20 protein-coding genes are annotated in these 26,213 nt (G+C 66.5%); 6 read left to right on the top strand and 14 right to left on the bottom strand.

The genetic code is table 11. The annotated features are described in order from the left end of the window. Nucleotides 1-75 precede the first annotated feature (75 nt). A complete protein-coding gene (locus ACZ1JC_RS13450; RefSeq protein WP_465136379.1) occupies nucleotides 76-1,590 on the top strand; it encodes a S10 family peptidase in 1,515 nt (504 codons plus the stop codon). 111 nt (nucleotides 1,591-1,701) lie between these two features. On the opposite strand, the gene ACZ1JC_RS13445 is transcribed toward ACZ1JC_RS13450, so the two are convergent. The 5 genes from ACZ1JC_RS13445 to tsaD form a co-directional block, all read right to left on the bottom strand. Then, a complete protein-coding gene (locus ACZ1JC_RS13445; protein ID WP_465138603.1) occupies nucleotides 1,702-2,343 on the bottom strand; it encodes a hypothetical protein in 642 nt (213 codons plus the stop codon). 157 nt (nucleotides 2,344-2,500) lie between these two features. Then, a complete protein-coding gene (locus ACZ1JC_RS13440) occupies nucleotides 2,501-3,220 on the bottom strand; it encodes an OmpA family protein (protein WP_465136380.1) in 720 nt (239 codons plus the stop codon). Nucleotides 3,221-3,229: 9 nt separating this feature from the next. After that, nucleotides 3,230-4,753: a lipopolysaccharide biosynthesis protein gene (locus ACZ1JC_RS13435; protein ID WP_465136381.1), complete on the bottom strand. Its 1,524-nt coding sequence runs from the start codon at nucleotides 4,751-4,753 to the stop codon at nucleotides 3,230-3,232. Further along, nucleotides 4,750-5,763: an NAD(P)H-dependent glycerol-3-phosphate dehydrogenase gene (locus tag ACZ1JC_RS13430; RefSeq protein WP_465136382.1), complete on the bottom strand. Its 1,014-nt coding sequence runs from the start codon at nucleotides 5,761-5,763 to the stop codon at nucleotides 4,750-4,752. The genes ACZ1JC_RS13435 and ACZ1JC_RS13430 overlap by 4 nt, the downstream gene beginning before the upstream one ends. Beyond that, nucleotides 5,760-6,794, bottom strand: coding sequence for a tRNA (adenosine(37)-N6)-threonylcarbamoyltransferase complex transferase subunit TsaD (gene tsaD / locus ACZ1JC_RS13425; RefSeq protein WP_465136383.1), 1,035 nt, complete (start codon nucleotides 6,792-6,794; stop codon nucleotides 5,760-5,762). The genes ACZ1JC_RS13430 and tsaD overlap by 4 nt, the downstream gene beginning before the upstream one ends. Before the next feature lie 61 nt (nucleotides 6,795-6,855). Here tsaD and hemC point away from each other — a divergent pair, with 61 nt between their 5' ends. Genes hemC through ACZ1JC_RS13410 form a run of 3 tightly spaced genes read left to right on the top strand, consistent with a single transcriptional unit; the run spans nucleotide 6,856 to nucleotide 9,453 of the window. Then, nucleotides 6,856-7,809 (top strand): hydroxymethylbilane synthase, encoded by a 954-nt coding sequence (gene hemC, locus ACZ1JC_RS13420; protein WP_465136384.1) that lies wholly within the window; start codon nucleotides 6,856-6,858, stop codon nucleotides 7,807-7,809. After that, nucleotides 7,806-8,513, top strand: coding sequence for a uroporphyrinogen-III synthase (locus ACZ1JC_RS13415; RefSeq protein WP_465169087.1), 708 nt, complete (start codon nucleotides 7,806-7,808; stop codon nucleotides 8,511-8,513). Before hemC ends, ACZ1JC_RS13415 begins: the two co-directional genes overlap by 4 nt. Nucleotides 8,514-8,562: 49 nt before the next feature. Beyond that, nucleotides 8,563-9,453 (top strand): hypothetical protein, encoded by an 891-nt coding sequence (locus ACZ1JC_RS13410; protein ID WP_465169083.1) that lies wholly within the window; start codon nucleotides 8,563-8,565, stop codon nucleotides 9,451-9,453. Nucleotides 9,454-9,662: 209 nt separating this feature from the next. Here the strand turns inward: ACZ1JC_RS13410 and ACZ1JC_RS13405 are convergent, their stop codons facing one another. Next, entirely contained in the window at nucleotides 9,663-10,907 is a 1,245-nt protein-coding gene (locus ACZ1JC_RS13405; protein ID WP_465136386.1) for an FAD-dependent monooxygenase, read from the bottom strand. Next, entirely contained in the window at nucleotides 10,904-12,589 is a 1,686-nt protein-coding gene (locus ACZ1JC_RS13400; protein ID WP_465136387.1) for an alkaline phosphatase family protein, read from the bottom strand. The genes ACZ1JC_RS13405 and ACZ1JC_RS13400 overlap by 4 nt, the downstream gene beginning before the upstream one ends. 98 nt (nucleotides 12,590-12,687) lie before the next feature. Between ACZ1JC_RS13400 and ACZ1JC_RS13395 the strand changes: the two genes are divergently transcribed. Both ACZ1JC_RS13395 and ACZ1JC_RS13390 read left to right on the top strand, forming a co-directional pair. Next, nucleotides 12,688-14,751 (top strand): protein-disulfide reductase DsbD family protein, encoded by a 2,064-nt coding sequence (locus tag ACZ1JC_RS13395; RefSeq protein ID WP_465136388.1) that lies wholly within the window; start codon nucleotides 12,688-12,690, stop codon nucleotides 14,749-14,751. Nucleotides 14,752-14,966: 215 nt separating this feature from the next. Then, nucleotides 14,967-15,089, top strand: coding sequence for a hypothetical protein (locus ACZ1JC_RS13390; RefSeq protein ID WP_465136389.1), 123 nt, complete (start codon nucleotides 14,967-14,969; stop codon nucleotides 15,087-15,089). Between the two features lie 229 nt (nucleotides 15,090-15,318). On the opposite strand, the gene ACZ1JC_RS13385 is transcribed toward ACZ1JC_RS13390, so the two are convergent. The 7 genes from ACZ1JC_RS13385 to ACZ1JC_RS13355 form a co-directional block, all read right to left on the bottom strand. Beyond that, on the bottom strand, nucleotides 15,319-17,385 hold the full coding sequence (locus ACZ1JC_RS13385; RefSeq protein WP_465136390.1) for an MGH1-like glycoside hydrolase domain-containing protein: 2,067 nt from the start codon (nucleotides 17,383-17,385) through the stop codon (nucleotides 15,319-15,321). 162 nt (nucleotides 17,386-17,547) lie between these two features. Then, nucleotides 17,548-20,334, bottom strand: a complete 2,787-nt coding sequence (locus ACZ1JC_RS13380) for a TonB-dependent receptor (RefSeq protein ID WP_465136391.1) — start codon at nucleotides 20,332-20,334, stop codon at nucleotides 17,548-17,550. Between the two features lie 206 nt (nucleotides 20,335-20,540). Continuing rightward, nucleotides 20,541-21,983, bottom strand: a complete 1,443-nt coding sequence (locus tag ACZ1JC_RS13375) for a glycoside hydrolase family 43 protein (RefSeq protein WP_465136392.1) — start codon at nucleotides 21,981-21,983, stop codon at nucleotides 20,541-20,543. Between the two features lie 94 nt (nucleotides 21,984-22,077). Then, a complete protein-coding gene (locus ACZ1JC_RS13370) occupies nucleotides 22,078-23,094 on the bottom strand; it encodes an arabinan endo-1,5-alpha-L-arabinosidase (RefSeq protein ID WP_465136393.1) in 1,017 nt (338 codons plus the stop codon). Between the two features lie 2 nt (nucleotides 23,095-23,096). Then, nucleotides 23,097-23,729: a 2-dehydro-3-deoxy-6-phosphogalactonate aldolase gene (locus ACZ1JC_RS13365; protein WP_465136394.1), complete on the bottom strand. Its 633-nt coding sequence runs from the start codon at nucleotides 23,727-23,729 to the stop codon at nucleotides 23,097-23,099. Further along, the gene (locus ACZ1JC_RS13360) at nucleotides 23,726-24,625 is read right to left on the bottom strand and encodes a 2-dehydro-3-deoxygalactonokinase (protein ID WP_465136395.1); all 900 of its coding nucleotides are present in this window, start codon (nucleotides 24,623-24,625) and stop codon (nucleotides 23,726-23,728) included. The genes ACZ1JC_RS13365 and ACZ1JC_RS13360 overlap by 4 nt, the downstream gene beginning before the upstream one ends. After that, nucleotides 24,622-26,199, bottom strand: coding sequence for an alpha-N-arabinofuranosidase (locus tag ACZ1JC_RS13355; protein WP_465136396.1), 1,578 nt, complete (start codon nucleotides 26,197-26,199; stop codon nucleotides 24,622-24,624). Before ACZ1JC_RS13355 ends, ACZ1JC_RS13360 begins: the two co-directional genes overlap by 4 nt. Between the last annotated feature and the right edge of the window lie 14 nt (nucleotides 26,200-26,213).

The raw sequence follows: 26,213 nt of genomic DNA, 5'->3' as shown, positions 1-26,213 counted from the left end.
TATTTACCCGTTCTAAGCATCGGCCCCATCGGCGCCCCGGTCGCGGGCGCGAACAACAAGGGGTCGTACTTCCCGATGCGTACCGTTTCCCTCGCCTGCGTGGCGCTTTCGCTCGCCCTCGCCGCGGGCCCTGCCGCCACTTACGCGGCCGACAAATCCGACAAGCCCGCCGCCGACGCCAAGGATGAGAAGAAGGACGACAACCAACTCGCCCCCTTCCCCGAGGCGAAGTCGATCAAGCAGTCGGCGGTGATCGGCGGCAAGACGGTCAACTACGTCGCCACCGTCGGTTCGCTTCCGGTGAAGGACGAAAAGGGCAAGACCATCGGCGAGGTGGTCTACACTGCCTATACCGTGCCCGGCGCCCCCACCAATCGCCCCGTCACTTTCGCCTTCAACGGCGGCCCCGGCGCGGCATCGGTCTATCTGAACCTCGGCGCCATCGGCCCCAAGCGCGTGCAGTTCGGCGCGCAGGGTGATGCCCCGTCCGATCCGGCGGTACTGCGTGACAACCCGAATTCGTGGCTGGACTTCACCGACCTCGTCTTCATCGATCCGATCGGCACCGGTTTCTCGCGCAGCCGCGTCGATGCGGAGGCGACCAAGAAGGCGTTCTACACCTCCGAAAACGACATCAAGTACCTCAGCCGCATCGTCTATGACTGGCTGAATGCGAACGGCCGCCTGACCAGCCGCAAGTATCTGGCCGGCGAGAGCTACGGCGGTTACCGCGTGCCGCGTCTGGCCTATTACCTGCAGACGCAGATGGGCGTGGGCATCAACGGCATGACCATGGTCTCGCCCTACCTCGATCCGCCGGCGATCGGCCAGGACGACGCGCTTTCGCCTCTGCCCTGGATGATCAACCTGCCCGCGATGGCCGCCGGCCATCTCGAACGCGAAGGCAAGCTGAGCGCCGAGACCATGGCGCCGATCGAACAGTACCTGAAGACCGAATTCGTGGCCGACTTCCTCGCCGGCCCGAAGGACAAGGCCGCGACCGACCGCCTTTCGGCCAAGGTGGCCGAGATCACCGGCCTCGATCCCGCGCTGGTCCGCCGCATGGACGGCCGCGTCGACATCGGCACTTATCTGCGGGAGATCCGCCGCGATCAGGGGCTGGTCGGTTCGGTCTACGATTCGAACTTCACCGCGTTCGACCCGTTCCCGGCCAGCGCCCGTGCGCAGTACGGCGATCCGCTGCTGACCACGCTGATCGCGCCCACCACCTCGGCCATGGTCGATTTCGTGACGCGTCAGGTCGGCTGGAAGGTCGATGCCCGCTACAACGCCCTGTCGTTCGAAGTGAACGAGGCGTGGGACCGCGACAACAGCGACAACCCGGTGAAGGATCTGCGTCAGGCGATCTCTATCGACCCGAAGATGACCGTGGACATCGTCCATGGCTGGGACGACCTTTCGTGCCCCTACTTCGGATCGCGCCTGATCGTCGGCCAGATGCCCGAATTCGGCCGCGCGGACCGCGTGCGCCTGCACATGTACCCCGGCGGGCACATGTTCTATTCGCGCACCGACAGCGGCGCGGCGCTGCGCCACGACATCATGGAAAGCTATCGCGCCGGGGCCTGACGGTTTCGCGTGACGGTTTCAGGAGCGGCCTTCGCGCCGCTCCCTCCAGCCACGAAAAAGGGGCCGTGCCAGCGGAGGCACGGCCCCTTTTTTGGTGCCCGGAAAAGCCGATCAGAGCTTGCCGAACTTCGCCTCGTAATCGCCGGTGTCGCCGCTGGAGAGCAGGCGGGCCTGTTCCACCCAGTTGTCGCGGCGCGGACGACCGGCGAAGGCGCCCAGCTTGCCGTCCAGCTCGTCGAGATCGGCATCGCTCCACGCGGCGATCTGGTCGAAGCGAGTGACGCCCATCGCATTGAGCAAGGTCAGCATCTTGGGGCCGAGGCCCTTGATCTTGCGCAGATCGTCCGTCGCGCCGGTCACGATCGGCGAAGTCGGCGCGGCGACAGGGGCCGGAGCGGGCGCCGGCTCCTCAGCCGGTTCGGCGGCGATGGTCTGCGGCGGCGCGTGCGGCTGTGTCTGCGGCTGGGCGTCGTCCACTTCGGCCTGCGCGGCAACGGCGATCACTTCGCCGATCCCGGCCATCGTGCCGGCCATTGCCGGCGGATCGATATGCACGGGCGCCGTGAACTGCGCGGCGGGCGGGGCATCGTCTATCAGGGCCTGATTGCGCTGCGCGGGCGCGGCGCCTTCGTCCAGCACGTCCGGCCGGCGATCGCGGGCAACGGGTTTCGAAGCCCGCGCGAACAGCCAATAGGCGACGACGATGCCGATCAGCAGGGCGGCGATGAAGACCAGCCAGTTGGCCTGGATCATTTGCAGCACGAAACTATCCCTTCCGGTTCCACAGGAGCCAGCCGATGCCGAACCCCGCAAAGTAGGTCAGCAGCACCGAAACGGCCATTTCAAGCCATAGCGGCATGGGCGGCTCCTTTCATAGTCTTTCCCGTGCCCGGAAGCATCAACTGGGCCATCAACTGGGGCCGGGCGTATCGATCGGCGTCGGCTTGACCGGGGCCGATGCGATCACGGAGAACTCGATGCGGCGATTGGCCGGGTCGTGCGGGTCCAGTCCCGGGATCGGCGATTTCGGGCCGACGCCTGTGGCGCGCAACCCGTCGGCCGGAATGCCGCGCCCGATCAGCGCCCAGCGCACCGCCTCTGCCCGCGCGCGAGACAGCGCCACGTTGGCCTCCGGAATGCCGCCGGCATCGGTATGGCCGGTCACCGCGATGATACTGCCCACGCAAGGCCGCAGCGCCTGCGCCACTTCGTCCAGCAGGCGCACGCTGGCCGGATCGATCTGCGCGCTCGCCTCCGTAAAGCGGATGGACCGGGTGGCGAGGATCGCCTCCACATCGTCCTGGCAGCGCAATTTGGTGGAGCCCTTGTCCTGCCCGGCCCAGCTGATCCCGCCGATCCCCGGCACTTCGGAGACGGCGGCGGCCACGCGTGTTCGGGTGGCGTCGTCCAGCCCCTGTCCGCCCGACAGGACCGGATGGCGGGTGATCCAGCCGTAGCGGTCGCGGAAGTTCAACACCACACCGCGCCCGCCGGCCGCATCGCGCACGGCCACGGCCTGCTGCTCAAGCCCGCGCACGAAATCCGGTCCTTCCATGCGGGTGGCGATGAAGGACAGGGCAAGGCTGAATGCGGCGCCGGCGGCGACGATGGAAGCACGGCGAGGATTCATGGGATCAGCTTAGGCCGTCTTCGCCTTCTGGAACAGCTTGCGGTCTTCCGGTCCGAACGCCTTTTTCCAGATCACCAAGAAATAGGATCCCAGGATCGCGGGAATGCCGAAGGCCAGTTCCGCCCATTCGGGCAGGAATTCGGTGGCGAGGTAGCCGATGATCACCGCCGGGACCGCCGCCCAGACCAGCGCCCAGCGCCAGTTGTTGATCGGTTCGCCCAGGAACTTGCCCAGCATGTTCGATTTCACCAGCGAGGCGAAACCCAGCGAGACCATCAGCGCCGCCGCCGCCGTCGCCGCCTGATAGAGCGAGTTGTAGCCCCAGTGCTGCATCAGCAGGATGCCGCCGAAGGTCAGCACCGCCTGCACGCCGATGGTCACGATGGACACGATCAGGTTGCGCATCTTCGCCACGTAGATCAGCGCCGCTTCGCTGACGACAGCCGTGGCCGCCACCACTTCGGCCGCCAGCAGGAACGCCAGTGCGCCGGTGCCACCCACGAATTCGCGGCCGACAAGACCCATCACGCCCTCGCCCGGAAGCCCCAGCGCCAGCGCAATGCCGGCCTGCGCGGCGGTGATCCAGAAGCCCACCTGACAGACCTGCCGCGCAATCGCGGCATAGTCCTTTTCCTTCAGGTTGCGGGTGATCACCGGGCCCAGCACCGGCTCGAAGCTGGTCTTCAGCTTCTGCGGCAGGCTGGCCACCTGTTGCGCGGCGTAATAGACACCGACCGCCGAGGACGGCGCCAGAAAGCCCAGCAGGAACAGATCGACGCGGCGCGTGCCCCATTCGATGGTGTCCGCCAGCGCGATCGGCGCCGAACGCAGCGCCAGCTTGCGCATCTCGCGCGGTTTCGGCCGCCAGCCCCGCGGCAACCCATATTCGCGCACGAAGGGAATGAACGCGGTGAGCGCCGCGGCGAAGATCGAACCGATATAGGCGATCGACAAGCCGCTGTGCGGGGCGATCCAGATCATCGCGCCGGCCAGGATGGAGATCGTCCACGGCTCGACAATCGCGCGCGACCACACCGTGGGGGTCACCCGCAGGCGATAGGCCAGCGCCGCAAGCCAGATTTCCGTCATCGTCAGCGGCGGGATGGCGATCACCATCATGCGGTCGATCTCGGTATAGTGGCCGCCCGGGAACATCGGTGCAGGCACGAACCAGAAGAACACCGCCGCCGCCACGCTGGCCAGCACGGCCAGAATCGTGCCATCGGCAATCACATTCGCCGGCTGTGTCTGCCCATCGATGTTCGAAAGGCGCAGCGCCAGCCCGCGCTTTTCACCCATCGTGCAGATCATCGAGGTGAGTTCGATCACCACCAGCGCCGAGGCGAAACGGCCCAGCGCGGCCGGGCCGTAGACCGAAGCGCGGCCGGCGATGAACAGGAACGGGATGCGCGCGGCAAGGCGAAGGAAGAAGCCGAACAGGTTCGTCCGCCCGCCCTTGGCAAGCGCGGCGATATCGTCGCGCTCTTTTTCCTGCCGGACGACGTCGTCGTGGGCGGTAATGCCGTCGGTCAAAGAATCGGCTCCTGCTCGGCGCGCAGGGGGCGGGCGAGGATGCCGCTGACCACTTCGGCGGCGGGTGCCTTGCCTTCCAGCAGGCGGCAGACGGCTTCGGCAATCGGCATTTCAATGCCATCGCGCCTGGCCAGATCGACCAGCACCGGCGCGGTGGCGGCGCCTTCGGCCACGGTGGCCTTGCCGGACAGCGCCTGCTGCGCGGTCTGCCCCTCACCCAGCGCAAGGCCGAGCGAGAAATTACGGCTGGAAGTGGACGAACAGGTCAGCACAAGGTCTCCAAGGCCGCACAGGCCCGACAGCGTTTCCGCCCGCGCCCCACGCGCAAGGCCGAAGCGCAGCATTTCGGCATAGCCGCGCGCAATCAGCGCCGCGCGCGCGTTCTGGCCGAGCCGGAGCCCTTCCACCACGCCGCAGGCAATCGCCAGCACGTTCTTGATCGCCCCGCCGACTTCCGCGCCGATGACGTCGTCGGAATAGTAGGGCCGCAGCGCCGGCCGCGCGATCAGCGGCGAAAGTCGTTCCCACTGCGCGCGGCCGCCCGAGCAGGCGAGGGTGACGGCGGTGGGCAGGCCCGCGGCCACTTCATGCGCGAAGGTCGGGCCGGACAGCACGGCAATTTCGGCGCCGGGCACGGCCTCTGCGGCGACTTGCGCCATCAGGCGGCCCGAACCGGCCTCGATCCCCTTGGCGCAAAGCACCAGATCGCGCTGAGCCCCGGTGAAACCCAGCGCGGGAAGCTGTGCCAGCACACCGCCCAGAAACTGCGCGGGCACGACCGCCAGCAGCGCCGGCAAGGCGGCCAGTTCGGCGAGATCGGAAGTCGCCCGGACGCCGGGCGCCAGCGTGGCGGCGGAGAGATAGACGTCGTTGCGGCGCGTCGCGTTGATGCGCGCGGCGAGGTCCGGTTCGCGCGTCCAGAGCAGCACTTCGCTGCCGTCACCGGCGGCGGCCTGCGCCAACGCGGTGCCCCAGGCCCCCGCGCCGATCACGCCGATAGGCGGGCTCATGCCTTCACCCCCGCGCCGCGCACGGCGCCGGCTTCGGGATCGAGCGGCCAACGCGGCCGCGCGGCGACATCGAGCGGGTCGGACTGGCCCAGCGCAAAGCGCTCCACCCCGGCCCAGGCGATCATCGCTGCATTGTCGGTGCAGAGCGCCATCGGCGGCGCCACGAAATCGAGATCATACCCGGCAGCCAGTGCCTCCAGCGCGCCCCGGATCGCCTTGTTGGCGGCGACACCGCCCGCCACGACCAGTGCATTGACCTGACCGACAGACGCCAACGCCCGCTTGGTGCGGTCGATCAGGCAGTCGATGGCCGCCTGCTGGAACGAGGCGGCGATATCGGCATCGCTGTACTGGCCCGACTGCTTGGCGCGCATCACCGCGCTCTTGAGCCCGGCGAAAGAGAAGTGCGGCTCGTCCGAACCCTTCAGCGGGCGCGGCAGCGGCACTTTCTTCGCATCGCCCTCCAGCGCCAGCCGCTCCATCGCGGGGCCGCCCGGATAGCCAAGGCCCAGCAGCTTGGCGGACTTGTCGAAAGCCTCGCCCAGCGCATCGTCGATGGTCGTGGCCAGACGGCGGAACTTGCCGACGCCTTCCACCAGCAGAATCTGGCAGTGGCCGCCCGAAACGAGCAGCAGCATGTACGGATATTGCAGGTCGCCATCGGCCAGACGCGGCGAAAGCGCATGGCCCTCCAGATGATTGACCGCGATCAGCGGCTTGCCCGTCGCCATCGCCAGCGCCTTGGCGGTGACGAGGCCGACCATCACGCCGCCGATCAGGCCCGGTCCGGCGGTGGCGGCAATGGCGTCCACCTGATCCAGCGTCATGCCGGCATCGGCCAGCGTCGCCTCGATCAACGGGGCAAGGCGCTCGGCATGGGCGCGCGCGGCGATTTCGGGCACGACACCGCCATAAGGCCGATGCGCCTCGTCCTGCGAGGCGATGCGCTGCGCAAGGATCGTGCGGTCGCTGGTTACCAGCGCTGCCGCAGTCTCGTCGCACGAGCTTTCGATGCCCAGTATCGTGGTCATTATCGTATTACCCTGAACGGCCCTTCCACTGGACGACATTGGCGGGTAGCACAACCCGCCGATGACGACGCCAACCAAAACGCATGAGACCCATTTCCGCCTTGGCACCCGCCGTTCGCCGCTGGCGATGGCGCAGGCCGAGGAAGCGCGCGACCGGCTTGCTGCCGCGCATGGAATCGATGTTGCGCATATAGAGATCGTGGCCGTCACCGCCAGCGGCGATCGCATCCAGGACCGGGCCCTCGCCGAAATCGGTGGAAAGGCGCTCTGGACCAAGGAACTGGACGCCTGGCTGGCGAGCGGAGAGATCGATTTCGCGGTCCATTCGGCCAAGGATGTCGAGACGATCCGGCCCGAGGCGTTCGCCATCGGTGCGATTCTGCCGCGGGAAGACGTGCGCGATGTGCTGGTCGGCGCCGAATCGATCCGCGCCCTGCCGCAGGGCGCGATTGTAGGCACCAGCGCCCCGCGCCGCGCCGCGCAGCTTCTCCATGCCCGCCCGGACTGCAAGGTGGTGACGTTCCGCGGCAATGTCGCCACCCGCCTTGCCAAGCTGGCGGCGGGCGAGGCCGACGCGACCTTCCTTGCCGCAGCCGGCCTCAAGCGCCTTGGCGAGACCGGCACCGGCCATCCGCTCGACGAGAACGACTGGCTGCCCGCCCCGGCGCAAGCGGCGATCATGATCGAATGCCGCGCCGACGATGCGCGCACCATAGCCTTTCTGGCCGCAGTCGACCACGCCCCCAGCCGCGCCGCCGTGGAGGCCGAACGCGCCCTGCTGGCCGGGCTCGGCGGCAATTGCCACAGCCCCATCGCGGTGCTGACACGCCACGAAGGCGCCGAACTGGTAATGCGCGCGGCACTCTACAGCCCCGATGGAGCCGAAAAGGTCGAAGGCGAAGCACGCTTCCCAGCCCATGACGCGAAAGGCCCGGCCGCTCTCGCCGCCGATCTGCTGGCCCGCGCGGTTCCGGCCATTGCCGTGCATTTCGCCGGTGTCGGAGCGGAGAGCTGACCGCCACCGCGCTCCCTCTTATCGTCATCCGCCCCGAGCCCGGCGCGCAGGCGACTTGCGCGGCGGCGCGAAACGCGGGGCTGGGCGCCCTCTCGTTCCCGCTGTTCGCCGTGCGCGCGCTCGATTGGCAGCCAGTGGCGCGCGACACGGTCGATGCGCTGCTGCTCGGCAGTGCCAATGCCCTGCGCCACGGCGGCCCGGCCCTCGATCTCTACCGCGGATTGCCGGCCTATGCCGTGGGCGAGCGGACCGCCGAAGCCGCGCGCGAGGCCGGCCTCGACGTGGTGCTTGCCGGCAGCGGCGGGTTGCAGGGCGTGCTGGGTCGGATAGACTCCGCAAACCGCCGCCTGCTGCGCCTGGCCGGGCGCGAGCGGATCGTGCTGGACGTGCCGGACCACCTCTCGATCACCACGCGGGAGGTCTACGCCAGCGAAGCCTTGCCGCTACCGTCCGAATTGACCGAACTGCTGGTCAATCCCGCCGTAGTGCTGCTCCATTCCGGCGAGGCCGCGGCCCATTTCGCCCGCGCCTGCGATCAGGCCGGGATCGACCGTACCGCCATTCGCCTTGCCGCCCTAGGCCCGCGCATTGCCGAAGCGGCTGGCGCCGGATGGGCCGCCATCGCCATCGCCCCAGAACCCAACGATGCCGCATTGCTGGCCTTGGCCCGCGACTTGTGCCAAGGCTTTACCTCGGGATCGTGATCTTACAGAAACGAGCGTGATGCAGGACCTGACCTCGCAGCCTTCCTTGATGCCACACCGCCCGCGCTCCCGCGCCGGGGCGGTTTTCGTTGCGCTGCTCGCCTTCTTGCTGGGGGGTGCCCTGGCCCTGTGGGGCGCGCAGGAGGGCTATTTCGATCGCCTGCTGCCCGGCCACGAGGCGAACCCGCCTGCCGTGCAGACCCCCGCCCCGCAGGCAGCTGTGCCGCTTCCCGCCCGCGCGCCCTCGCCGCAGGACATGGCCGCGCTCAGTTCGGTGGAAGGGCGCGTGGCGCTGATCGAGGATCGCCTTTCGCGCATCGATTTCCAGACGGACGCGGCTTCCGGCAACGCCGCCCGCGCCGAGGGGCTGCTGATCGCCTTCGCCGCGCGCCGCATGATCGATCGCGGCGAGCCGCTGGCCTATGTGGCCGACCAGCTGCGCCTGCGCTTCACCAATGCCCAGCCGCAGGCGGTGGAAACGGTGATCGAATTTTCCAAGAACCCGGTAACGCTGGACGAGCTTTCCGCACGGCTGGAAGCGCTTTCGCCCGAACTGAGCGAAAAGCAGAGCGATGAGAGCCTGTGGCAGAAGGCCAAGGCCGAATTTTCCAACTTCTTCACGGTACACCGCGATTCCTCGACGCTGCTTTCGCCCACCGCCCGGATCGACCGCGCGCGCCTGATGGTAACCGCACGGCGCATTCCCAATGCGATCAGCGAAGTGGAGCGCCTGCCCAACGCCCAGGCGGCCGACACCTGGATCGCCGACGCGCGCCGCTATCAGGATACGCAGAAGGCGCTGGACCTGCTGGAAACCACGGCGATGCTGGAATCGCACCGTCTGCAGGATTCGGCAGGCGCCGCCGTCAACCAGCAGAGCCCGCTGGCGACGCCGGGCAGCGAACCTTCGCCGACGCCGGAGCCGACCGGGGAGGAGTGAGGCGGGCACCACGCGTCCAACCTCAAAGATTCCAAGAAAACTTCGTCGCCCCCGCGAAGGCGGGGGCCCCGCTTTCTTCCCGCTACGTCTCAAGAACAAGCGGGGTCCCCGCCTTCGCGGGGACGACGGCGTGTTGTTGCGCTGGCTTGGGTCGATAATCGCGGGCCGCGTGCTGAACGCGGCGGGCCGGGTGCTGAACGCCCCCGTCGTTACCCCTGAAGCAGTTCCGGCAGCTTGCCCGACATGCCCCGCGCCTCATCCATGAAGAAGCGCTTGAGTGTCGGCATGCGCTGCACCGCGCCCATGCCGAGCCGGCGCACCGCGCTGGGCAGACGGCCGGGAATGCCGAACAGGCGCGTCAGCCCGTCCGTAACCGACATGACCATGAAGGCATCGAGGCTGCGCCACTTCTCGTAACGCTTGAGCAATTGCATATCGCCCGGCTCCAGCCCGAGGCGCATGCCTTCGGTCAGCACTTCGACCAAAGCGCCCACATCGCGCAGGCCAAGGTTGAGGCCCTGCCCGGCAATCGGGTGCATCCCGTGCGCCGCATCGCCGATCACCGCGAGGCGATCGTCGATCACATGGCCGGCATGGTGGAAACGCAGCGGATAGCTCATACGCGGGGCCGAGAGCGAGATCTTGCCCAGCACGCCCTGCATGCGGCTCTCCACCTCGTTCACGAACATCGCATCGCTCATGGCAATGACGCCGGCGGCATCCTTTTCCGAAACGGTCCAGACCAGCGCGCTGCGGTGGCGCCCTTCGGCATCGTCGAGCAGCGGCAGCAGCGCGAAGGGGCCGGCGGGATAGAAGATTTCCCAGGCGGTGTTGTCGTGCGACTTCTCGTGGAACAGCCCCGTCACCATCGCGCGGTGCTTGTAATCCCATTTGGCGAGCGCGAAGCCGGCCTCGTCGCGGGTGGGCGACTGGCGGCCTTCGGCGGCGACCAGCAGGCTGGCCTTCAGCACGCGCCCGTCGCTCAGTTCCACTTCCACGCCGTGCGGACCGCGATCGCGGCGCACCGCCTCGGTCTTCACATGCCAGGCGATGTTCGGCTCACTCTTTGCCGCATCGAAAAGCGCGATGCGCAAGTCGCGGTTGGCGAACATGCGGCCCAGGGTGCCCTCGTCGGGCTGGGGCGTGAAGTCGATCCGGCCGGGCTTCATCCCATCGGTCACGGCAATCGAATCGATGGGGCAGCCAAGCCCCTTCAGCGCCGGCGCCAGACCGATGTTGGTGAACAGGTTCCAACTGGCGGTCGAAATGGCCGAGGCACGACCGTCCGCGCCTTCGGCCGTAAGGTCCGCCGGATCGGCGCGGTCGATCACGTGGCTGGTGATCCCCGCCTTGGCCGCGGCCAGCGCCAGCGTCATGCCGACGAGACCGCCGCCGAGGATGATCAGGTCGCGGCGATCCGCCGCTGTATCGAGCCTTGCTGCCGAGTCGTTCATCGACGGCAGCTATCGGCCTCCGTCGCGTCGATGTCGAGACACCTTCCGTCCCAAGTGCCCGCAGGCGCGGACAAACCCACCGTCGCGGCAAGGGTGGGGGCGATGTCCACGGTCTCCACCGGGTTCGGCTGTTCGAAGCCGGTCATGCCCTTGCGCCAGAACAGCATCGGCACGCGGCGGTCGTAATCCCACGGGCTGCCGTGCGAGGCGACCTTGAACGGCGCCGCCTTGCCCGGAACCACGCCGCGCACGGTCAGCATCTGCACTTCGCCCGAGCGGCCCGGCACGAACGAGGCGCGGACCTTCTGCTCCATCGTCCAGTCCTGCGGATGGCCCTTCGGCTCCGGCCACTGCATGATCTGGTCCTGCGTATAGACCGCCGCGATCTGCGGATTGGCCTTCAGCCGGGCGACGAGCGCCGGGATCACCTTGGCCTTCTGCTCGGGCGTCAGTTCGGCGGAGAGCCAGACGCTGCCCGCCTCGCCCGCGCCATAGAACAGCGGGCCGTTCTTCACGGTAACGCCGGTATCCTGCGAGACGGCGGCGGCCAGTGCCTTTGCGCTGAGCGCCGGATCGATGCGGACGGCATCGGGATTGCCACGAAGCTGCTGACGCTCCGGCGCGTCGAAGCCGCCATGGTCGGCGCTGAGCACGACTTCATAGTCGATCCCGCGCGCGTCGAGCTGGTCGAACAGATAGCCCAGCGCCTCATCCAGCACGTTCATCTGCACGCACATCTCCACGCCCTCGGTCCCAAAGGCATGGCCGACCTTGTCGGTGGCCGAGAAGCTGACCGAGAGCACGTCGGGCACGGCGTCCTTGCCCATGCCCAGTTCGTCCACCATGCGCACCGCCATTTCGGCCGTCGCGGTATCGATGCGCGGACCGTTGACGTAGCTCTTGTAATCGCCGGCTGCGGCAGGGAAGCGGTAGGTGCCGATGGTGAAATCGCCGATCGGCGTCGCGCGATCGACATTGCCGCACCAGCCCGGAACCGCCAGCGGGCCGTCACCGGCGGCGATGCTGCGGGTGAGTTCGGCGTTCTCTGCTTCGGCCGCCTTCGAGATGCGGCGATTGGCGAACGTGGTGAAGCCCTTTTCGCCGATCCAGTAGACGGCATCGGTATCGTGCCCGCTCATCATCACCGCCGCACGGTCCTTCGCGGAGACGGCCGCGTTGATCGTCTTCGGATTGGCCTTCTTCATCAGATCGCCCAGCGTGGGGGCGAGCAGGTGTTTGGGGCTGACCACCGGAACATCGGGCGTGGACTTGGGATCGCTCTCGTCCTCCACGCAATAGACTTCCTTCTCCGCGCGGCCGATGCCGGGGACGTACCAGGAATTCGCGGTGATGCCGGTGCGGGCGGGATGCACGCCGGTCAGCAAGGTCGAGTGGCCGGGGCACGTCTCCGTCGCGGCGTGCGACTGGAAGCCCTGCGCGAAGACCGCGCCTTGCAGCAGGCGGGTGAAGCCCTTGGCATAATGTTCGCGATACTGCGCGAAGAGATCGGCGGAGAACTGGTCTACCGAGATCGCCACGATCAGCTTCGGCGCGGTCTGCGGCACCTGCTCGGTCACTTCCGGCATCGTGATGGAGGCGGAAGGCGCATCCTTCGCCATGGCGGGCGCGGCAACGGCAAGCACCATGGCCATCGAAGCGAGCGAGGCGGAGAGAAAGCGCATCGGGGGGTCTTCCTTGAAATCTGGAGGCGTTGGGCGCAGATGCTGCATGGGCCGGATCACCGGATCGACGCAACCCTCGGCCAACCCACGGGAGTTTCATGAAAACGCGCCGCTATCGACTCTCCGTGACAGTCCTGTGTCAATTGCTGGTGCTGCTGCTGATCCCGTTTGCCGCGCAGGCGCAATCGGGGGCGACGCAGCATATCGCTGCCGAACTGGTCGCTGCCCCCGCCACGCCGGGCAGCGAGACCACGGTGGCCATCCACATGACGCCCGAAAAGGGCTGGCACGGCTATTGGTCGAACCCCGGCGATGCCGGCCTGGGCATGGAACTGAACTGGACGCTGCCGGCCGGCGCAAAGGCCGGCACCCCGCGTTATCCGGTGCCGCAGACGCTGGTCGTCTCGGGCCTGATGAACCATGTGTTCGAACATGACTATGCCGTGCTGGTGCCGGTCACCGTGCCCGCCGATGCCGCGCCGGGCAGCCGATTGCCGATCCGCGTTGCCGCCCAGTGGCTGGCCTGCACGGAGCAGATCTGCGTGCCCGAACGCGCCGACCTTGCCGTGGAAGTGCCGGTCGTCGCCAAAGCGGTGGCACCCGATGCGCGCTTTGCCGAATGGACGCGGCGCCTGCCCGCCCCGCTCGATGCCAGCGCCACGTTCTCGCTCGATGGCAAGGCGCTGCACCTCGCCATCCCGCTACCCGCCACGACGCCGCTGGCATCGCCGCATGTCTTCGTGGGCGAGGACAAGCTGGTGGACTATGCCGCGACGCAGACTTTCGCGTGGAACGGCGACAGGCTGATCGTCACCATCCCCCGCGCCAAGATCGACGCGCGCGATGCCTCTGCGCTGACCGGCGTGCTGCGGCTGGACGGCGAAGGCAACGGCATCGCCTTTTCCGCCAAGCCCGGCACGGTGCCGACCGGCGGCACGCCGCTGGCCGGCGACGCGGGCAATGCCCCAGCCCTCGCCCCGCTGCCGCTGCTGCTGCTAGCCGCGCTGGCGGGCGGGCTGCTGCTTAATGTGATGCCCTGCGTCTTCCCGATCCTCAGCCTCAAAGCCTTGAGCCTTGCCCGCGCGGGCGAGAGCGAGGCCCATGCCCGGATCGAGGGGCTCGCCTATACCGCGGGCGTCGTCGTCGCCTGCCTCGGCCTCGGCGGCGTGCTGCTGGCGCTTCGCGCGGGTGGTCAGGAAGTGGGTTGGGCCTTCCAGTTGCAGGAGCCGCTGGTCGTGGTCGCGCTGCTGCTGCTGGCCGCCGCCATCACCGCGAACCTGTTGGGCCTGTTCGAACTGACCGTGCCGGGCTTCGTCTCGGGCGGATCGCCTTCCAGCTTCACGCGCGGGGCCTTCGTCACCGGACTACTCGCTGCTTTCGTGGCGACGCCTTGCACAGGGCCGTTCATGGCGAGCGCCATGGGGGCGGCGCTGCTGTTGCCGGTGCTGCCCGCGATGGCGCTGTTCGCGACTTTGGGCGTGGGCATCGCACTGCCGTTCCTGGCCATCGCCTTCATTCCCCCGCTGCGCCGCCGCATGCCGCGGCCCGGCGCCTGGATGGTGACGTTCCGCCGCTGGCTGGCCGTGCCGATGGGCCTGACCGCGCTCGCGCTGGCATGGCTGACGTGGAAAGTCGGCGGGCCGTGGTTCGCGGGCGGAGCGCTGCTAGGCCTCGCGCTGGTCATGGCGGCGCTCTTCGTGATGGGGCGCACCCAGCGCCAGGGCGGCTCGGCGCGACCGGCAGCCGCGATTGCGCTGGCCATCGCCGTCTTCGCACTCGTCGTCCTGCCCAAGCCGATGCCGCCCGCCGCCGCGGTCGATTCCATCCTCGGCGCCAAGCCTTTCAGCGAAAAAGCGCTGGCCGATGCCCGCGCCGCCGGAAAGCCAGTCTTCGTGTGGATGAGCGCCGACTGGTGCCTGTCCTGCAAAGTGAACGAGGAAGTCGCCATCGAGCGCGCCGAGACCAAGGCCGCGTTCGACAAGGCCGGCGTCGTCGTGCTGCGCGGAGACTGGACGCGTCGCGATCCGGAAATCACCCGCTACCTCACCGCGCAAGGCGCCGCCGGCGTGCCGCTCTACATGTGGTACGGGCGCGACGGGAAGGCACAGCAGTTGCCGCAAGTGCTGACCCCCGACCTGCTGGCGAACGCCGCCAGCAGGTGAACCGAGCGCGCCGCGCGACGAAAAATCGCCGAAATACGGCGCTCACCGTATTGTCCACCAAATCAGTTGAGATATGATGGAGGCATTCAGGGACGTATTCCAAGTCGACCTGTGAAAACCGATCGAGGAATCCCCCCATGTACCATGCCGCTATTCTCTTCCCCCCGGATCGAAGCGAAACCGTTTTCCGCTCCGTTACGCGCGCCCGATCGCCAATGCCCTCTGACCGTAAACTCGCCGATCGGGACAGCGAGAGGCGCAATCCCGTGCTGGGGCTGACGCTGGCCGCGGGAATTTCGGCGCTCTGCTGGGCAGGACTTGCCGCGCTGGTGTTCTGACGGATCGCCCTATCGCGTCTCGTGCCGCAGCAGGCCGGTGAACAGCACCGCGCAAACCACGTGCACCGCGACAACCCCCGCCAGCCAGCCGGGTATCACGACCGAAAGGTCGATATATAACGAAGCCCCAGCGACCAGCGATGCGAATGGATATCCGTGCGACATGCCCGGATAGTCCGAAAACGCGGTTAATTCCGATTTTCAAACAGGGGTTTACACGTAAGTAAGGTTAAATTTTTCCACCCGCGAAGGCCTTGATCTCGGCAAGGCGCATCGCCTTGCCGTTGGCCGGCGTCATCGTCACGCGCAGCCGCTCTGCAGTAACGGGCGACCACGAAAGCCGCGTCACACCGTTGGCGAGCGGTGCGGCTGAAGGCGCCGCGACCTGCTGCCAGCGACCGTCCACCCATGCCTCCACCACGACCTTGCGCGGCGCGGCGAACTTTGCGCCATCGGCGAAAAAGGCCAGTTCGGCGCTGCCCAGCGTGACCGGCTTGCCGAAGTCCACGGCATACCATTGGTCCAGCTTCCCGGCGGCAGAATCCCAACCATTGGGAAGTTCCGGATAGAACCACGCGCGGCCGTCGATGGCGTCGTGCAGGTTCTCCGCCTCGGTGCCGGACGAGGCCGACGCCTTGGGGAAATTGCTGCGTACCAGCTGCACCGCAAGGTTGGTCTCGCGCACGATCGGCGCATTGGCCTTGCGCGCCAGCGGCACCTCGATTCGGCCGAGTTCGTCGCGATGGGCCACTTCCGCACCATCTACCGCAACCGTCAGCCCCTTGCGCCCGTAACGCTTACCATCGACGTCCCAGGTCACCGAAACCTCGTGCCCGTGATAGGGCACGCGCTCGATATGGAACCAGTTCAACGCCTGCGCATCGCCGGCGGCGGGTAGCAGCGGGTTCACTTCCAGCACATCGTCCGCGCGCGGGCGGATGCCGACAAGGCCGGTCAGGATCAGGTCGTTGTAGCCCGAGTGGAAGTAGTGATGGCTGCGGTCCAGCCCGACGATCGGCTTGCCCGTCTCCGGGTCGTAGTCTTCCTCCAGGTCCAGCCGCGTGCCCTGATAATGCAGCTGCGTGTACTGGCGCAGCATCCGCATGTAATCGCTGCGCGTGACCGGGCCGTGATCGTCGTAATGGTCCAGAAGGTTGCCCATCGCCGCCAAGACCTGCGTCGTCTGGTAAGGCCAGATCGGGCCGTTCCACTGGCACTCGCGCGCATCGCCGAGGTAGCGATACTGGCGCATGTAATATTCGTAGCCCTTCTCGACCGTGCGCATCCCGGCCTTGCCCGCCAGCCCATTCGCATCGAGCAGGTGCGACCAAGCCGAGGCATACTTGCCATCGTCCGGCACCATGTCGAACATCCAGGGCAGATAACCGACCAGCTCACGATTGCGGATCGGGTCCCAGTACTTCACGAACTCGTTATTGACCTGATAGCGATCGGCGAAGTGGCCCAGTGCGGGGTTCCACAAGTCCTGAAGCACATGCGCCTTCAGCGCTTCGGCCCGCTCGGCATATTCCTTCGCCATCGCGGTGTCGCCGGCCAGTTCCGCCATCTTCGAGAGCGCGCGGGCATTGGCGAACATGTAGCTGTTGATCGAGGGACGGAAGGAGTCGCCGCCCCGGAACCCGTCCTTGCCGCCCGACGCGTCGATCGAGGAGACGGTGTACTCGGTGGCATCCAGCAGCGGCTCGACGAAGTAGAGCCCCTTGGAGAAGTCGTACTTCTCATCCCACAGCCGGTAGACGTGGCGCATCGTCTTGAGATTGGCCAGCAGTGCCTGCTTGTCGCCATCGACGAGGTAACGGCCCCAAACCGAATCCGCCATGTAGTCGGTGAAGTGGCGGTCGTTGCCGCCTTCGTACATGAAGTTGACGTAGTCGTCGGTGAAGCGGCGGTCGTTCAGCCAGCGCCCTTCGGCGATGTGAAAGCCGCTGGCATCGTTGAGGCTGGCGAAAGGCTCTCGCTGCCAGCCCACATCGTCCGCGAATTCGGTGGTGATGTAGCCCTGCGCGCCAAGGTCGCGCTGGTGCGCGCGGAACAGGCCCCAGCGGTAGTAATAGACCGCATCGATCTTCGGATCGGCGCTTTCGAAGAAGGGAATGCGCTGCTGATACCAAGCGGCGTCATTGCCGAAGCGGGCCTTGGCGATGGCGGCGATATCGAGCTTTGGAGGAGCCTTGCGGCTGGCCGAAGCGGGGACGGTCGGGGCGGCAACCGGCGGGCTGGCCGCCGTGGCAAGAAGCGCCGCGGTGGCAAGGATCGTCCGTAGATTTCCGCGCATCGTTACCCTTTCATGGTCCGGCGAGCGTCTGGCAGCCATCAATCAGAAAAAACAAGAGCGGCCGGTCCCCGGGGTGTGTTGGGAGAGGAAACCCCGGAAAACCGGCCGCCCGAAGCAGCCCACGACGCGGAATGGCGATGCGTCGCGGGTTGCTGGTACGTCTTACTTAAAGGTGAAGCGGGCACCCAGCGCGAAGGTGCGCGCCAGCTGGAGCGTACCCAGGTTGAACTGCTGGGCATTACCCACGTTGTCGAACTTGTAGTAGTTCTGCTGCTTCGACTTGGTCAGGTTCGTCGCGTCGAACGTCAGGCCGATGTCCTTGGTGACGTTCCAGGTCAGCTGCATGTCGAGGCTCTCTTCCGGCTGGTACCAGACGCCAATCGGGTTGGCGAAGAGGCGAGCTTCGTTGTTATGCAGGAAGCCCTTGCGCCAGACGTAGGAAACGCGGGCGTTGAACGGACCACGATCGTAAGCAAGCGTCGCGTTGTACGAGAACTTCGAAACGTTGAAGAACTGTGACGTGCTCTCGCCGGTGATGTTGCCGGCCGAGTCCGTCAGCGGAATGTTCTGCTTCGAATCAAGCACCGTAGCGCTGCCCTGGAAGCCAAGGCCGTTCAGGATGCTGGGCAGGTAGTTCGGGAAGTAGGTCACGCCCACTTCCACGCCCTTCAGCACGCCGTTCGACGCGTTCACCGGACGGGTGATTGCGAAGTTGTCGGTCGCACCGGCGACGATACCGTTGTTGGGGATGTGCTCCATCACCGTCAGCGGCACGACCAGGCCCTGGATCTCGCGGCGGAAGCCCGTCACGAAGATGCCGCTGTTGCGCTCGAAGTACCATTCGAGTGCAAGGTCATAGTTCTTCGAGTGGGTCGGCTTCAGGTTCGCCGTACCCGCCGAACCGCTGCCGTAGCCGACATTGGTAAGGTCACCCGTGAGCGAGTAGTTCGGGTTGATATCCGCGAAGTTGGGACGACGCAGCGTTTCGCCATAGTTGAAGCGCAGGCGCAGGGTCGGCGTAATCTCGTAGCGGGCGGTGAAGTTCGGCAGGAACTTTTCCGACTGCGCGCCGGACTTCGTGAGAGCGCCGTTATTGTAGCGGTCGTAGAAGTTCGAGTTCGTGGTCACCGAGACATAGCGCACGCCGCCTTCAAGCTGCAGCGGGCGGCCGAAGATCGACAGTTCGCCGTCAGCCATGACGTAGGCCGACATGGTCACTTCGTCGATGTCGAAGGTCTTCGCCAGCGAGAGCGCATCCGAGGTCGGCAGGCCGTAGAGACCGCGCACATAGTCGGCGTTGTCGTGCACCCAGCTGCCCTTCGGGAGCACCCAGCTGCGCGGCACGTCGGCAATGCCCTTCATGAAACCGGAGTTGGTGAACCAGGCTTCTTCCGGCAACGACGACAGAGGCACGCCAAGACCGGCGGCATCCTGCGTGCGGACGTAGTTGGACGCCTTGCGGTCGTCGATACGCATACCCGCCTTGATGCGACGAATGAAGCCTTCGTCCCAGGTGTAGTAGCCATCGAGCGTGCCGGTGATGGCGCTGCCCTTGTCCTTGCTGGCATTGTCGTAAAGCTGCGCCACGTTCCACTGGCTGGGATCGGTCAGCTGCGAATCGTCGTTGAAGTGGTACGACGGAATGCCGCCGCCAGCATTGAAATCGACCGCGATCTGGTCCGCGACGCGATCGGTACGCATGGCGATGAACGAAGTCTTGTTGGTGCTGGTCTGGTAGGCGACGTCGCCGATGATCTTGCCGCGATCGCCCAGATCCCATTGACCGTTCAGCGCATAGATAAGGCTGTCGGTACGGTTGGTCGAATAATCGCCGCTGTTGAAGCCATAGACGTCGTTGGCGACGCGCGACTTGACGATGTTCGTGCCGTCATAAAGCTCGACCGCCTGCGGATCGGCCCAATAGTCGACGAAGCTGAACTGCAGCGAGTTGAAGGTGTGCCCACGGAAGCCCGCATAGAACACTTCGGCGGTGTAGACCGAGCTGGAGTTCGGCGCCCACTGCAGGGCGACGTTGAACGAAGGACGCTCACGCTCGCCATAAAGGTCCGACGAGAAGGCCGCATCGCGCGACAGGTAATAGGGAACGTCAACGCCGTTGTAGTTGATCGTCGAACCCGGCGCGGTCGGCAGGCCGTAGTTCAGGCCCGGCTGCCAGCCCGAGAAGATGCGCTCCAGCGGGGCAAGGCCCGAACCGGCAGGCGGGGTTTCCGTTGCAAACGGCACCATGGCGCCGGCCGTGGTCGACATGTTGCGGTACTTGGTCTTGCTCCACGAACCGTTAACCAGCAGGCCCACGTCGCCAATGCCGGTTTCCCAGCGGTCGCTGACCAGCAGCGCGACGTTGGGGTTGTAGCTGTCGGCCTGCTCGTTGTAGATGCCGCGCACGAGGCCCGAGATCGCGAAGCCGTCGAAATCGAACGGGCGACGGGTCTTCACGTCGATCTGGCCGGCAAGGCCGGTTTCGATCTGGTCGGCCGAACGGGTCTTGTAGACGTCGATCTGCTTGACGAGGTTCGCCGAGATATCCTGCAGCGCGAACGACTGGCCGGTCGCGGTGAAGACGTTGCGACCGTTCAGCGTGGTCAGCGGGTCGGAAAGGCCGCGAATGGTGATCGTGGCCGCTTCGCCGCCGGCGCGGTCGGTAACCTGCACACCGGTGACGCGCTGCAGTGCTTCGACCACGTTGTTATCGGGCAGCTTGCCCACGTCTTCGGCGACGACCGAATCGACGATCTGGATGTTGTTCTTGCGGACGTTGAGCGCGCCGACGATCGAGGCGCGGACGCCGGTGACGATGATGTCTTCGCTGCTGGGTGCGGCGGCATCGTCGGCGGTGGTCTGCGGGGCCGCATCCTGTGCCTGAGCGACGCTGGCGAGGCCGAGCGCGAGAACGGATGCCGTGCAGAAAGCAAATGGCTTAAGCGCCATGGATCAACCCTCCCATGTGGGGCTGGCCCATACCATGCCCCTTCCGATTACTCTGACTAATTATTAGTCGGACTAATCGTGCGCAAGCGGAAAAGCGATCACGTTGCAAAAAAGCTGAAACGAGTGTGGCACAATGGCCGCAGATCTCCGCTACATGCCGCCCCAAGGGTGCGTCATGCAGCGGAGATTGTCTGACTTTTATCTGATTAGTCAGCCTTCCAGGCGCTGGCGGCGTCCTGGCCGGCGGCGAGGCGCAGGCCCTCCGGCGTGCCGGTCAGCGACTTGCCGGCGTCGCTTGCCGAAACGAATCGTACAGCGCCGCCGCCGGCATCGGTGCGGCGGAACTTCTCGGCACCGGGTTGCGCGCCGGTCGCCTTGATCGGGGCGATGGCGACGGTGCCGTCGGCCTGCGGAACAAGGCACTGGTCGCGCAGCAGGATCGGCGAGAGCATCACCGTGCCGTCGCCCGCGTCGATCGAGCGGAACTGCGTCTGCGGCAGCGGCACCTTGGCGCCAGTGGTCTTGGTACCCTCATGCGCCATGTAGGTGCCCGGGCGGGCGACCGAGAGGAAGCGCTCCGGCAGCGGGCCATTGCCCACCGGCACGCCGAAATCGGGCACGCCCTTGTCGTCGAAATAGAGGCGCTGGACGCGGGTGTGGCGGTCCGGATTGAACAGCGGATCGCCTTCGATCTTCTCGTAATCGCGGCCGTGGTAGACCAGCAGCGGGCGGCCCTTCTCGTCCACCGTGAAGCTGTTGTGGCCGGGGCCGTAGACCGAGGTTTCGCGGTTGGTGACGAAGACCGGCTGCGGCGACTTGGTCCAGGCCTTGGCGTCCATCAGGTCGCCCTCGGCATCGATCGACAGCATGCCCAGGCAATATCGCGCGTCGGTGGCGCTGGCCGAGTAGGTCATGAACAGCTTGCCGGCGTTTTCGATCACGGCCGGGGCCTCGTTGACCTTGTAGCCGCGGATTTCCCAGTCCAGCGTCGGCACCGAAAGGCGCGTCGGCGCGGCGGAGAGGGTCAGCGCGTCCTTCATCGGCGCGATGTAGAGGTTGGAATTGGTCTCGATGCCCGGCTCGCGCTGCGCCCAGGCGAAGTAGCGCTGGCCGCGATGGACGAAGCTGGTGGAATCGAGGTTGAAGCTGTCCCACGGCGCCTTGAATTCGCCCAGCACGCTCCACTTGCCGGTCATCGGATCGGGCCCGTCGCAGACCACGGCATACGTGCGGATGCGGAACACGTCTTCGCCGCCGCCGCTGGGGCCGGCCGCGAAGTACATGGTCCAGCGGTTGTCGATCAGGTGCAGTTCGGGCGCCCAGAGGAAGCCGGACATCGGGCCGGTCTTCTCATGGCGCCACAGTACGCGTTCCTCGGCGGTGGAGAGGCCGGCGACGGTCTTCGAACGGCGCAGGACAAGGCGGTCGTACTCCGGCACCGAGCCGGTCATGTAGTAGTAACCGTCGTCGTGGCGGAACACCTGCGCGTCGGCGCGGTTCTTGACCAGCGGGTTCACCGGCACCGGGGCAGCGGCCTGATCGGCGGCTTCGGAAGTGGCATCGCCGGCCGTCTTGCCCGCCTTCGAACAGGCGATAGGCAGCAGCGCCGCCGAAGCGGCAAAGGCCCGGCGTGACATGGAAAAGTTCATGGTGTCCTCTCCAGAGTTTTCGTTGGGGGTGTTCCGGATCGCTCCGGGGAAAAGGACACCCCGGCCCGAAAGCCGGGGTGTCAGCTGGTGGGTCTCAGTATTGCGCCACGGGCCAGCCATCGGCGCCCCAGACGATCGGCGCGATGCGCAGCGTCGGGCGGCCTTCGGCGGTCTTGTCGTAGGCGTGGTAGGCCAGGTAGGTCGTGCCGTCCTTGTCGGTGAAGGCGCCGGCGTGGCCGGGGCCGCGGAAGCGCTGCTTCTCCTCCAGATCGGCGCGCAGCAGGATCGTGCCGCCGCCCTGCATCATGTCGCTGCCGTCCTTGCCCTTGTAGGGGCCGGTGATCTTCTTCGATCGCGAGACGACGGTGTAATAAGTGCTGTTCACGCCCTTGCAGCAATAGTCGTAGGACGCGATCAGGTAGTACCATCCTCCATGCGGGATGATGAACGGCGCCTCGATCGGGGCCGGACCGCCGGCGGGGGCCGGACGGCGGGCGATCGAATAGGGCTCGGTGCCCGGCGCCACCTTGCCGGTCTTCGGATCGAGCGGGAACAGCTTGATCCCGCTCCAGAAGCTGCCCAGCGTGAGCCACTGGCGGCCCTGATCGTCCTGCACGAAGTTCGGATCGATGGCGTTGAAGTCATCGTCATGCGTGGACATGACGACAAGGCCCTGATCCTTCCAGCCATAGCCCTTGGCCTTGGGATCGAGCGTCTTGCTGGTCGCAAGGCCGATGGCCGAGCGGTTCGAGCCGAAGGTCGAGACCGAGTAATAGAGCCGGTATTCGCCGTTCACGTAGGAAATGTCCGGCGCCCAGATGCCTTCGGTGCCGGGCACGGCCTGCTTGGCCCATGCCGGAATCTCCGCAAAGACGGAGCCCGCGTCCTTCCAGGCCTTCAGGTCCTTCGAGGTCTTGATGCCGACATAGCGGCCCACGGTCGAGAAGACGTAGTAGGTGTCGCCCTCGCGGATGATGACCGGATCGTGGACCACGAGGTCGCCGGACATCTGCGAATTGATCGTCGGGGCGCCGTCAGTCTGCTGGGCGCCGACACTACCGGTCAGCCCCAAGGCAGTGAGACCGAGCAGGAACGAGAACTTGCGGATCATGCTCAGCCCCCGGCCGCGTTCCATGCGGCGATCAGTTCGGCCGCCTTGGCGCCGACCGTCGCGGCATCGAAGCCGGGCTTGTAGAGGCTGCCGCCCACACCGATGCCATAGACGCCCGCCGCGCGGTATTCCGCGACATTGGCAGCGCCCACGCCGCCCACCGCCCAGACGCGGCTGTGCTTAGGCAGCACTTCGCGGATCGCCTTGATGTAGCTGCTGCCCAGCACCGAGCCGGGGAAGAGCTTCAGGTCGCTGGCGCCTGCCGCAACGGCGGCGAAAGCCTCGGTGGGCGTCAGGAAACCGGGCAGGACATCCATGCCGAGTTCGATCGAACGCTTGATGACCGCCGGATCGACATTGGGCGAAACCATGAAAGTGCCGCCGACGCCGGCCAGCGTTTCGGCCAGATCGGTGCCGATCACGGTGCCGCCGCCGATGGCCGCGCGGTCGCCCAGCGCCTGCACCATTGCGCCGATCGAGCCGGCCGGATCGGGCGAGTTGAACGGCACTTCGATGATGCGCACGCCGGCTTCTACCAGCGCTTCGCCGATGGCGACCGCTTCATGGGTCTGGATGCCGCGCAGGATCGCCACAACGGGCGCATGGCCTGCGGCCAGAACGTCTTCGATCTTCATGCCTTCTGTCCTTTCGCGATGGCGAGCCCGGCGAGGACCGCCGCATCGCCATCGATCTTGCGCGAGGTGCAGCCACGGGCAGCCAGCGCGCGATCATAAAGCGCCACAAGCGCCTGATCGCCGATCAGCACCACCGTAATGCCGGTCGGCACTTGCGCGGCAACTTCGCCGCCGATCAGCAGACCGGAGATATAACCGCGCGACCAGTCTTTCGAGCGTCCATCGAGCATACGCGCGGCGCGGGCTTCGAACAGCGCGCCGGTCAGCGGTTCCTCGCAGCGCTCAACGCCGCGCGCGAAGCCATCGTCGAATGTGCCCTGCCCCAAAGTACCATCGGGGAGCGTATCCGGCCCGGTCAGCGTCGATTGGCCGGCCAGCAGCGCGAAGAGTTCGCCGGTCGGGTGGGTACGGAAACCGACGATGGTGCCGTTCACCACCGAGACCCACTTGCAGTGGGTGCCCGGCAGCGCGATCAGATGTTCGCCCACGGCAAGTTCGGGATGGAGTGCGAGGGCGCCGAAGACTTGCGCCTCCTCGCCCCGCATCACTTCGGGCACGCCCTCGGAATCCTTGCAGCTCAGCCCCGGCAGTACCGAGACCGGAATACCGGCCACTTCGAGCCGGGTGCGCGAGGACAGCCAGTGGGCCGCGTCCGCCGGGCAGGCCGCATAGCCTGCCGCGACGAGCGCGCCCGGAGCGCCGGCCATGCCGCACAGCACGACTTCGGACAGCGCCCCTTCCGCCTTCCACACGTCCAGCCTTTCGGCCAGCGCGCCCTCGGCATCGCCGGCGAGCGCGCCCGGCCCATCGAGCCGGGCGTCTACGTCACCATCCGCCATGCGGAACAAGCGCAGACGGGTAGTACCCCAGTCACCAAGAACGTGCTTAACGCTCATTGCAGTTCGAGCACTACCACCGACTTGGCCGGCAGGGTGACGACAAGATTGCCGCCCTGAACGCTCGCGCCCGAGAACGCCTCCGGCTTCACCACGCTGGGCGCGTCGAAGGTGTTGTGCGAATTGATCGCCGGTGCCGTCAGGATCTTGCCGGTGACGGCCCCTGCCGAAACGCCGTCGAGCTTGATCGTCACCGTGTTCGACTGGTTCGGATCGAGGTTCGACAGGCCGACATGGATCTTGCCGTCCTTGCCCTTCACGGCCGAGCCGCTGACGGCCGGCATCGTGAATTCGTCCTTCGCATACCACGGCGACTTGATCTGGATCGGCAGCACCGTCGCATCCTGCCACGGCTTGTACATGTCGAAGACCCAGTAGGTCGGCGTCAGCACCATCTTGCTGCCGTCAGTCAGGATCATCGCCTGCAGCACGTTCACCATCTGGGCGATAGCGGTCATGCGCACGCGGTCCGCATGCTTGGCGAAGATGTCCAGATGGACCGAGGCGATCAGCGCATCGCGCAGGGTGTTCTGCTGGCGCAGGAAGCCCACGTGCGTGCCCGGATCCTGGGCGTACCAGGCGCCCCATTCGTCGACCGCGAGGAAGACCTTCTTCGCCGGATCGTACTTGTCCATGATCGCCGAGTGCTTGGTGATCAGTTCGTCCATGTGGCGCGCGCCGTTCAGCGCGTCGGCCCAGCCATGCTCGTCGAAATCGACGGCGGGCGCACGCGGTGGCCAGCCACCGGCCGGGTGGACGTAGTAGTGGAGCGAAAGGCCGTCGACATTGCCGCCGGCGACGCGCATCATCGTCTCGGTCCAGTTATAGTCGTCGACGTTGGCGCCCGAGGCGACCTTGATAATCTTGGTGCCGGCCGGGGCCTTCACGAAAGTCGCATAGCGGCGCGTCTCGTCGGCGGCGAATTCGGGGCGCATGTTGCCACCGCAACCCCACAACTCGTTGCCGACGCCGAAGTAGGCGACCTTCCACGGTTCCTTGTGGCCGTTGCGCGCGCGCTCGTCGGCCAGCGAGCCGGCGGGCGCGGTCATGTATTCGACCCATTCGGCCATTTCGCGCGGGGTGCCGTCACCGACGTTGCCGGCGATATAGGCTTCCGCGCCGACCTGGCGCAGCAGTTCGAAGAATTCGTGGGTGCCCACGGCGTTGGGCTCGGTCACACCGCCCCAGTGGGTGTTGACCTTGACCGGGCGCTTGTTGGGCGCGCCGATGCCTTCACGCCAGTGGTATTCGTCGGCAAAGCAGCCGCCGGGCCAGCGGATCACCGGCACCTGCAGTTCGCGCAGCGCGGTGACGACGTCGTTGCGGAAACCGTTGGTGTTCGGAATCTTGCTGTTCTTGCCGACCCACAGGCCGCCGTAGATCCCGGTGCCAAGATGCTCGGCGAACTGGGTGAACACTTCCTTGTGGTAGACCGGGCCGGGCTTGTCGGCTTCGATCGTCGCGGTGGTCGGCTGGCCGTTGGTATCGGCATGGGCCACGGTCGGGGCCATGCCTGCGAGCGCGGTGGCACTCAGCAGGACGGCGGCAGTGGTCAGGCGAAGCGCCTTCAACATTTTCAGTCCCCTCC

The organism is Sphingomonas sp. BL-S-28 (genome assembly GCF_055521515.1).
The sequence above is the reverse complement of the archived record's forward strand: the minus strand, read 5'-3'. Positions and strand labels throughout refer to the sequence as shown.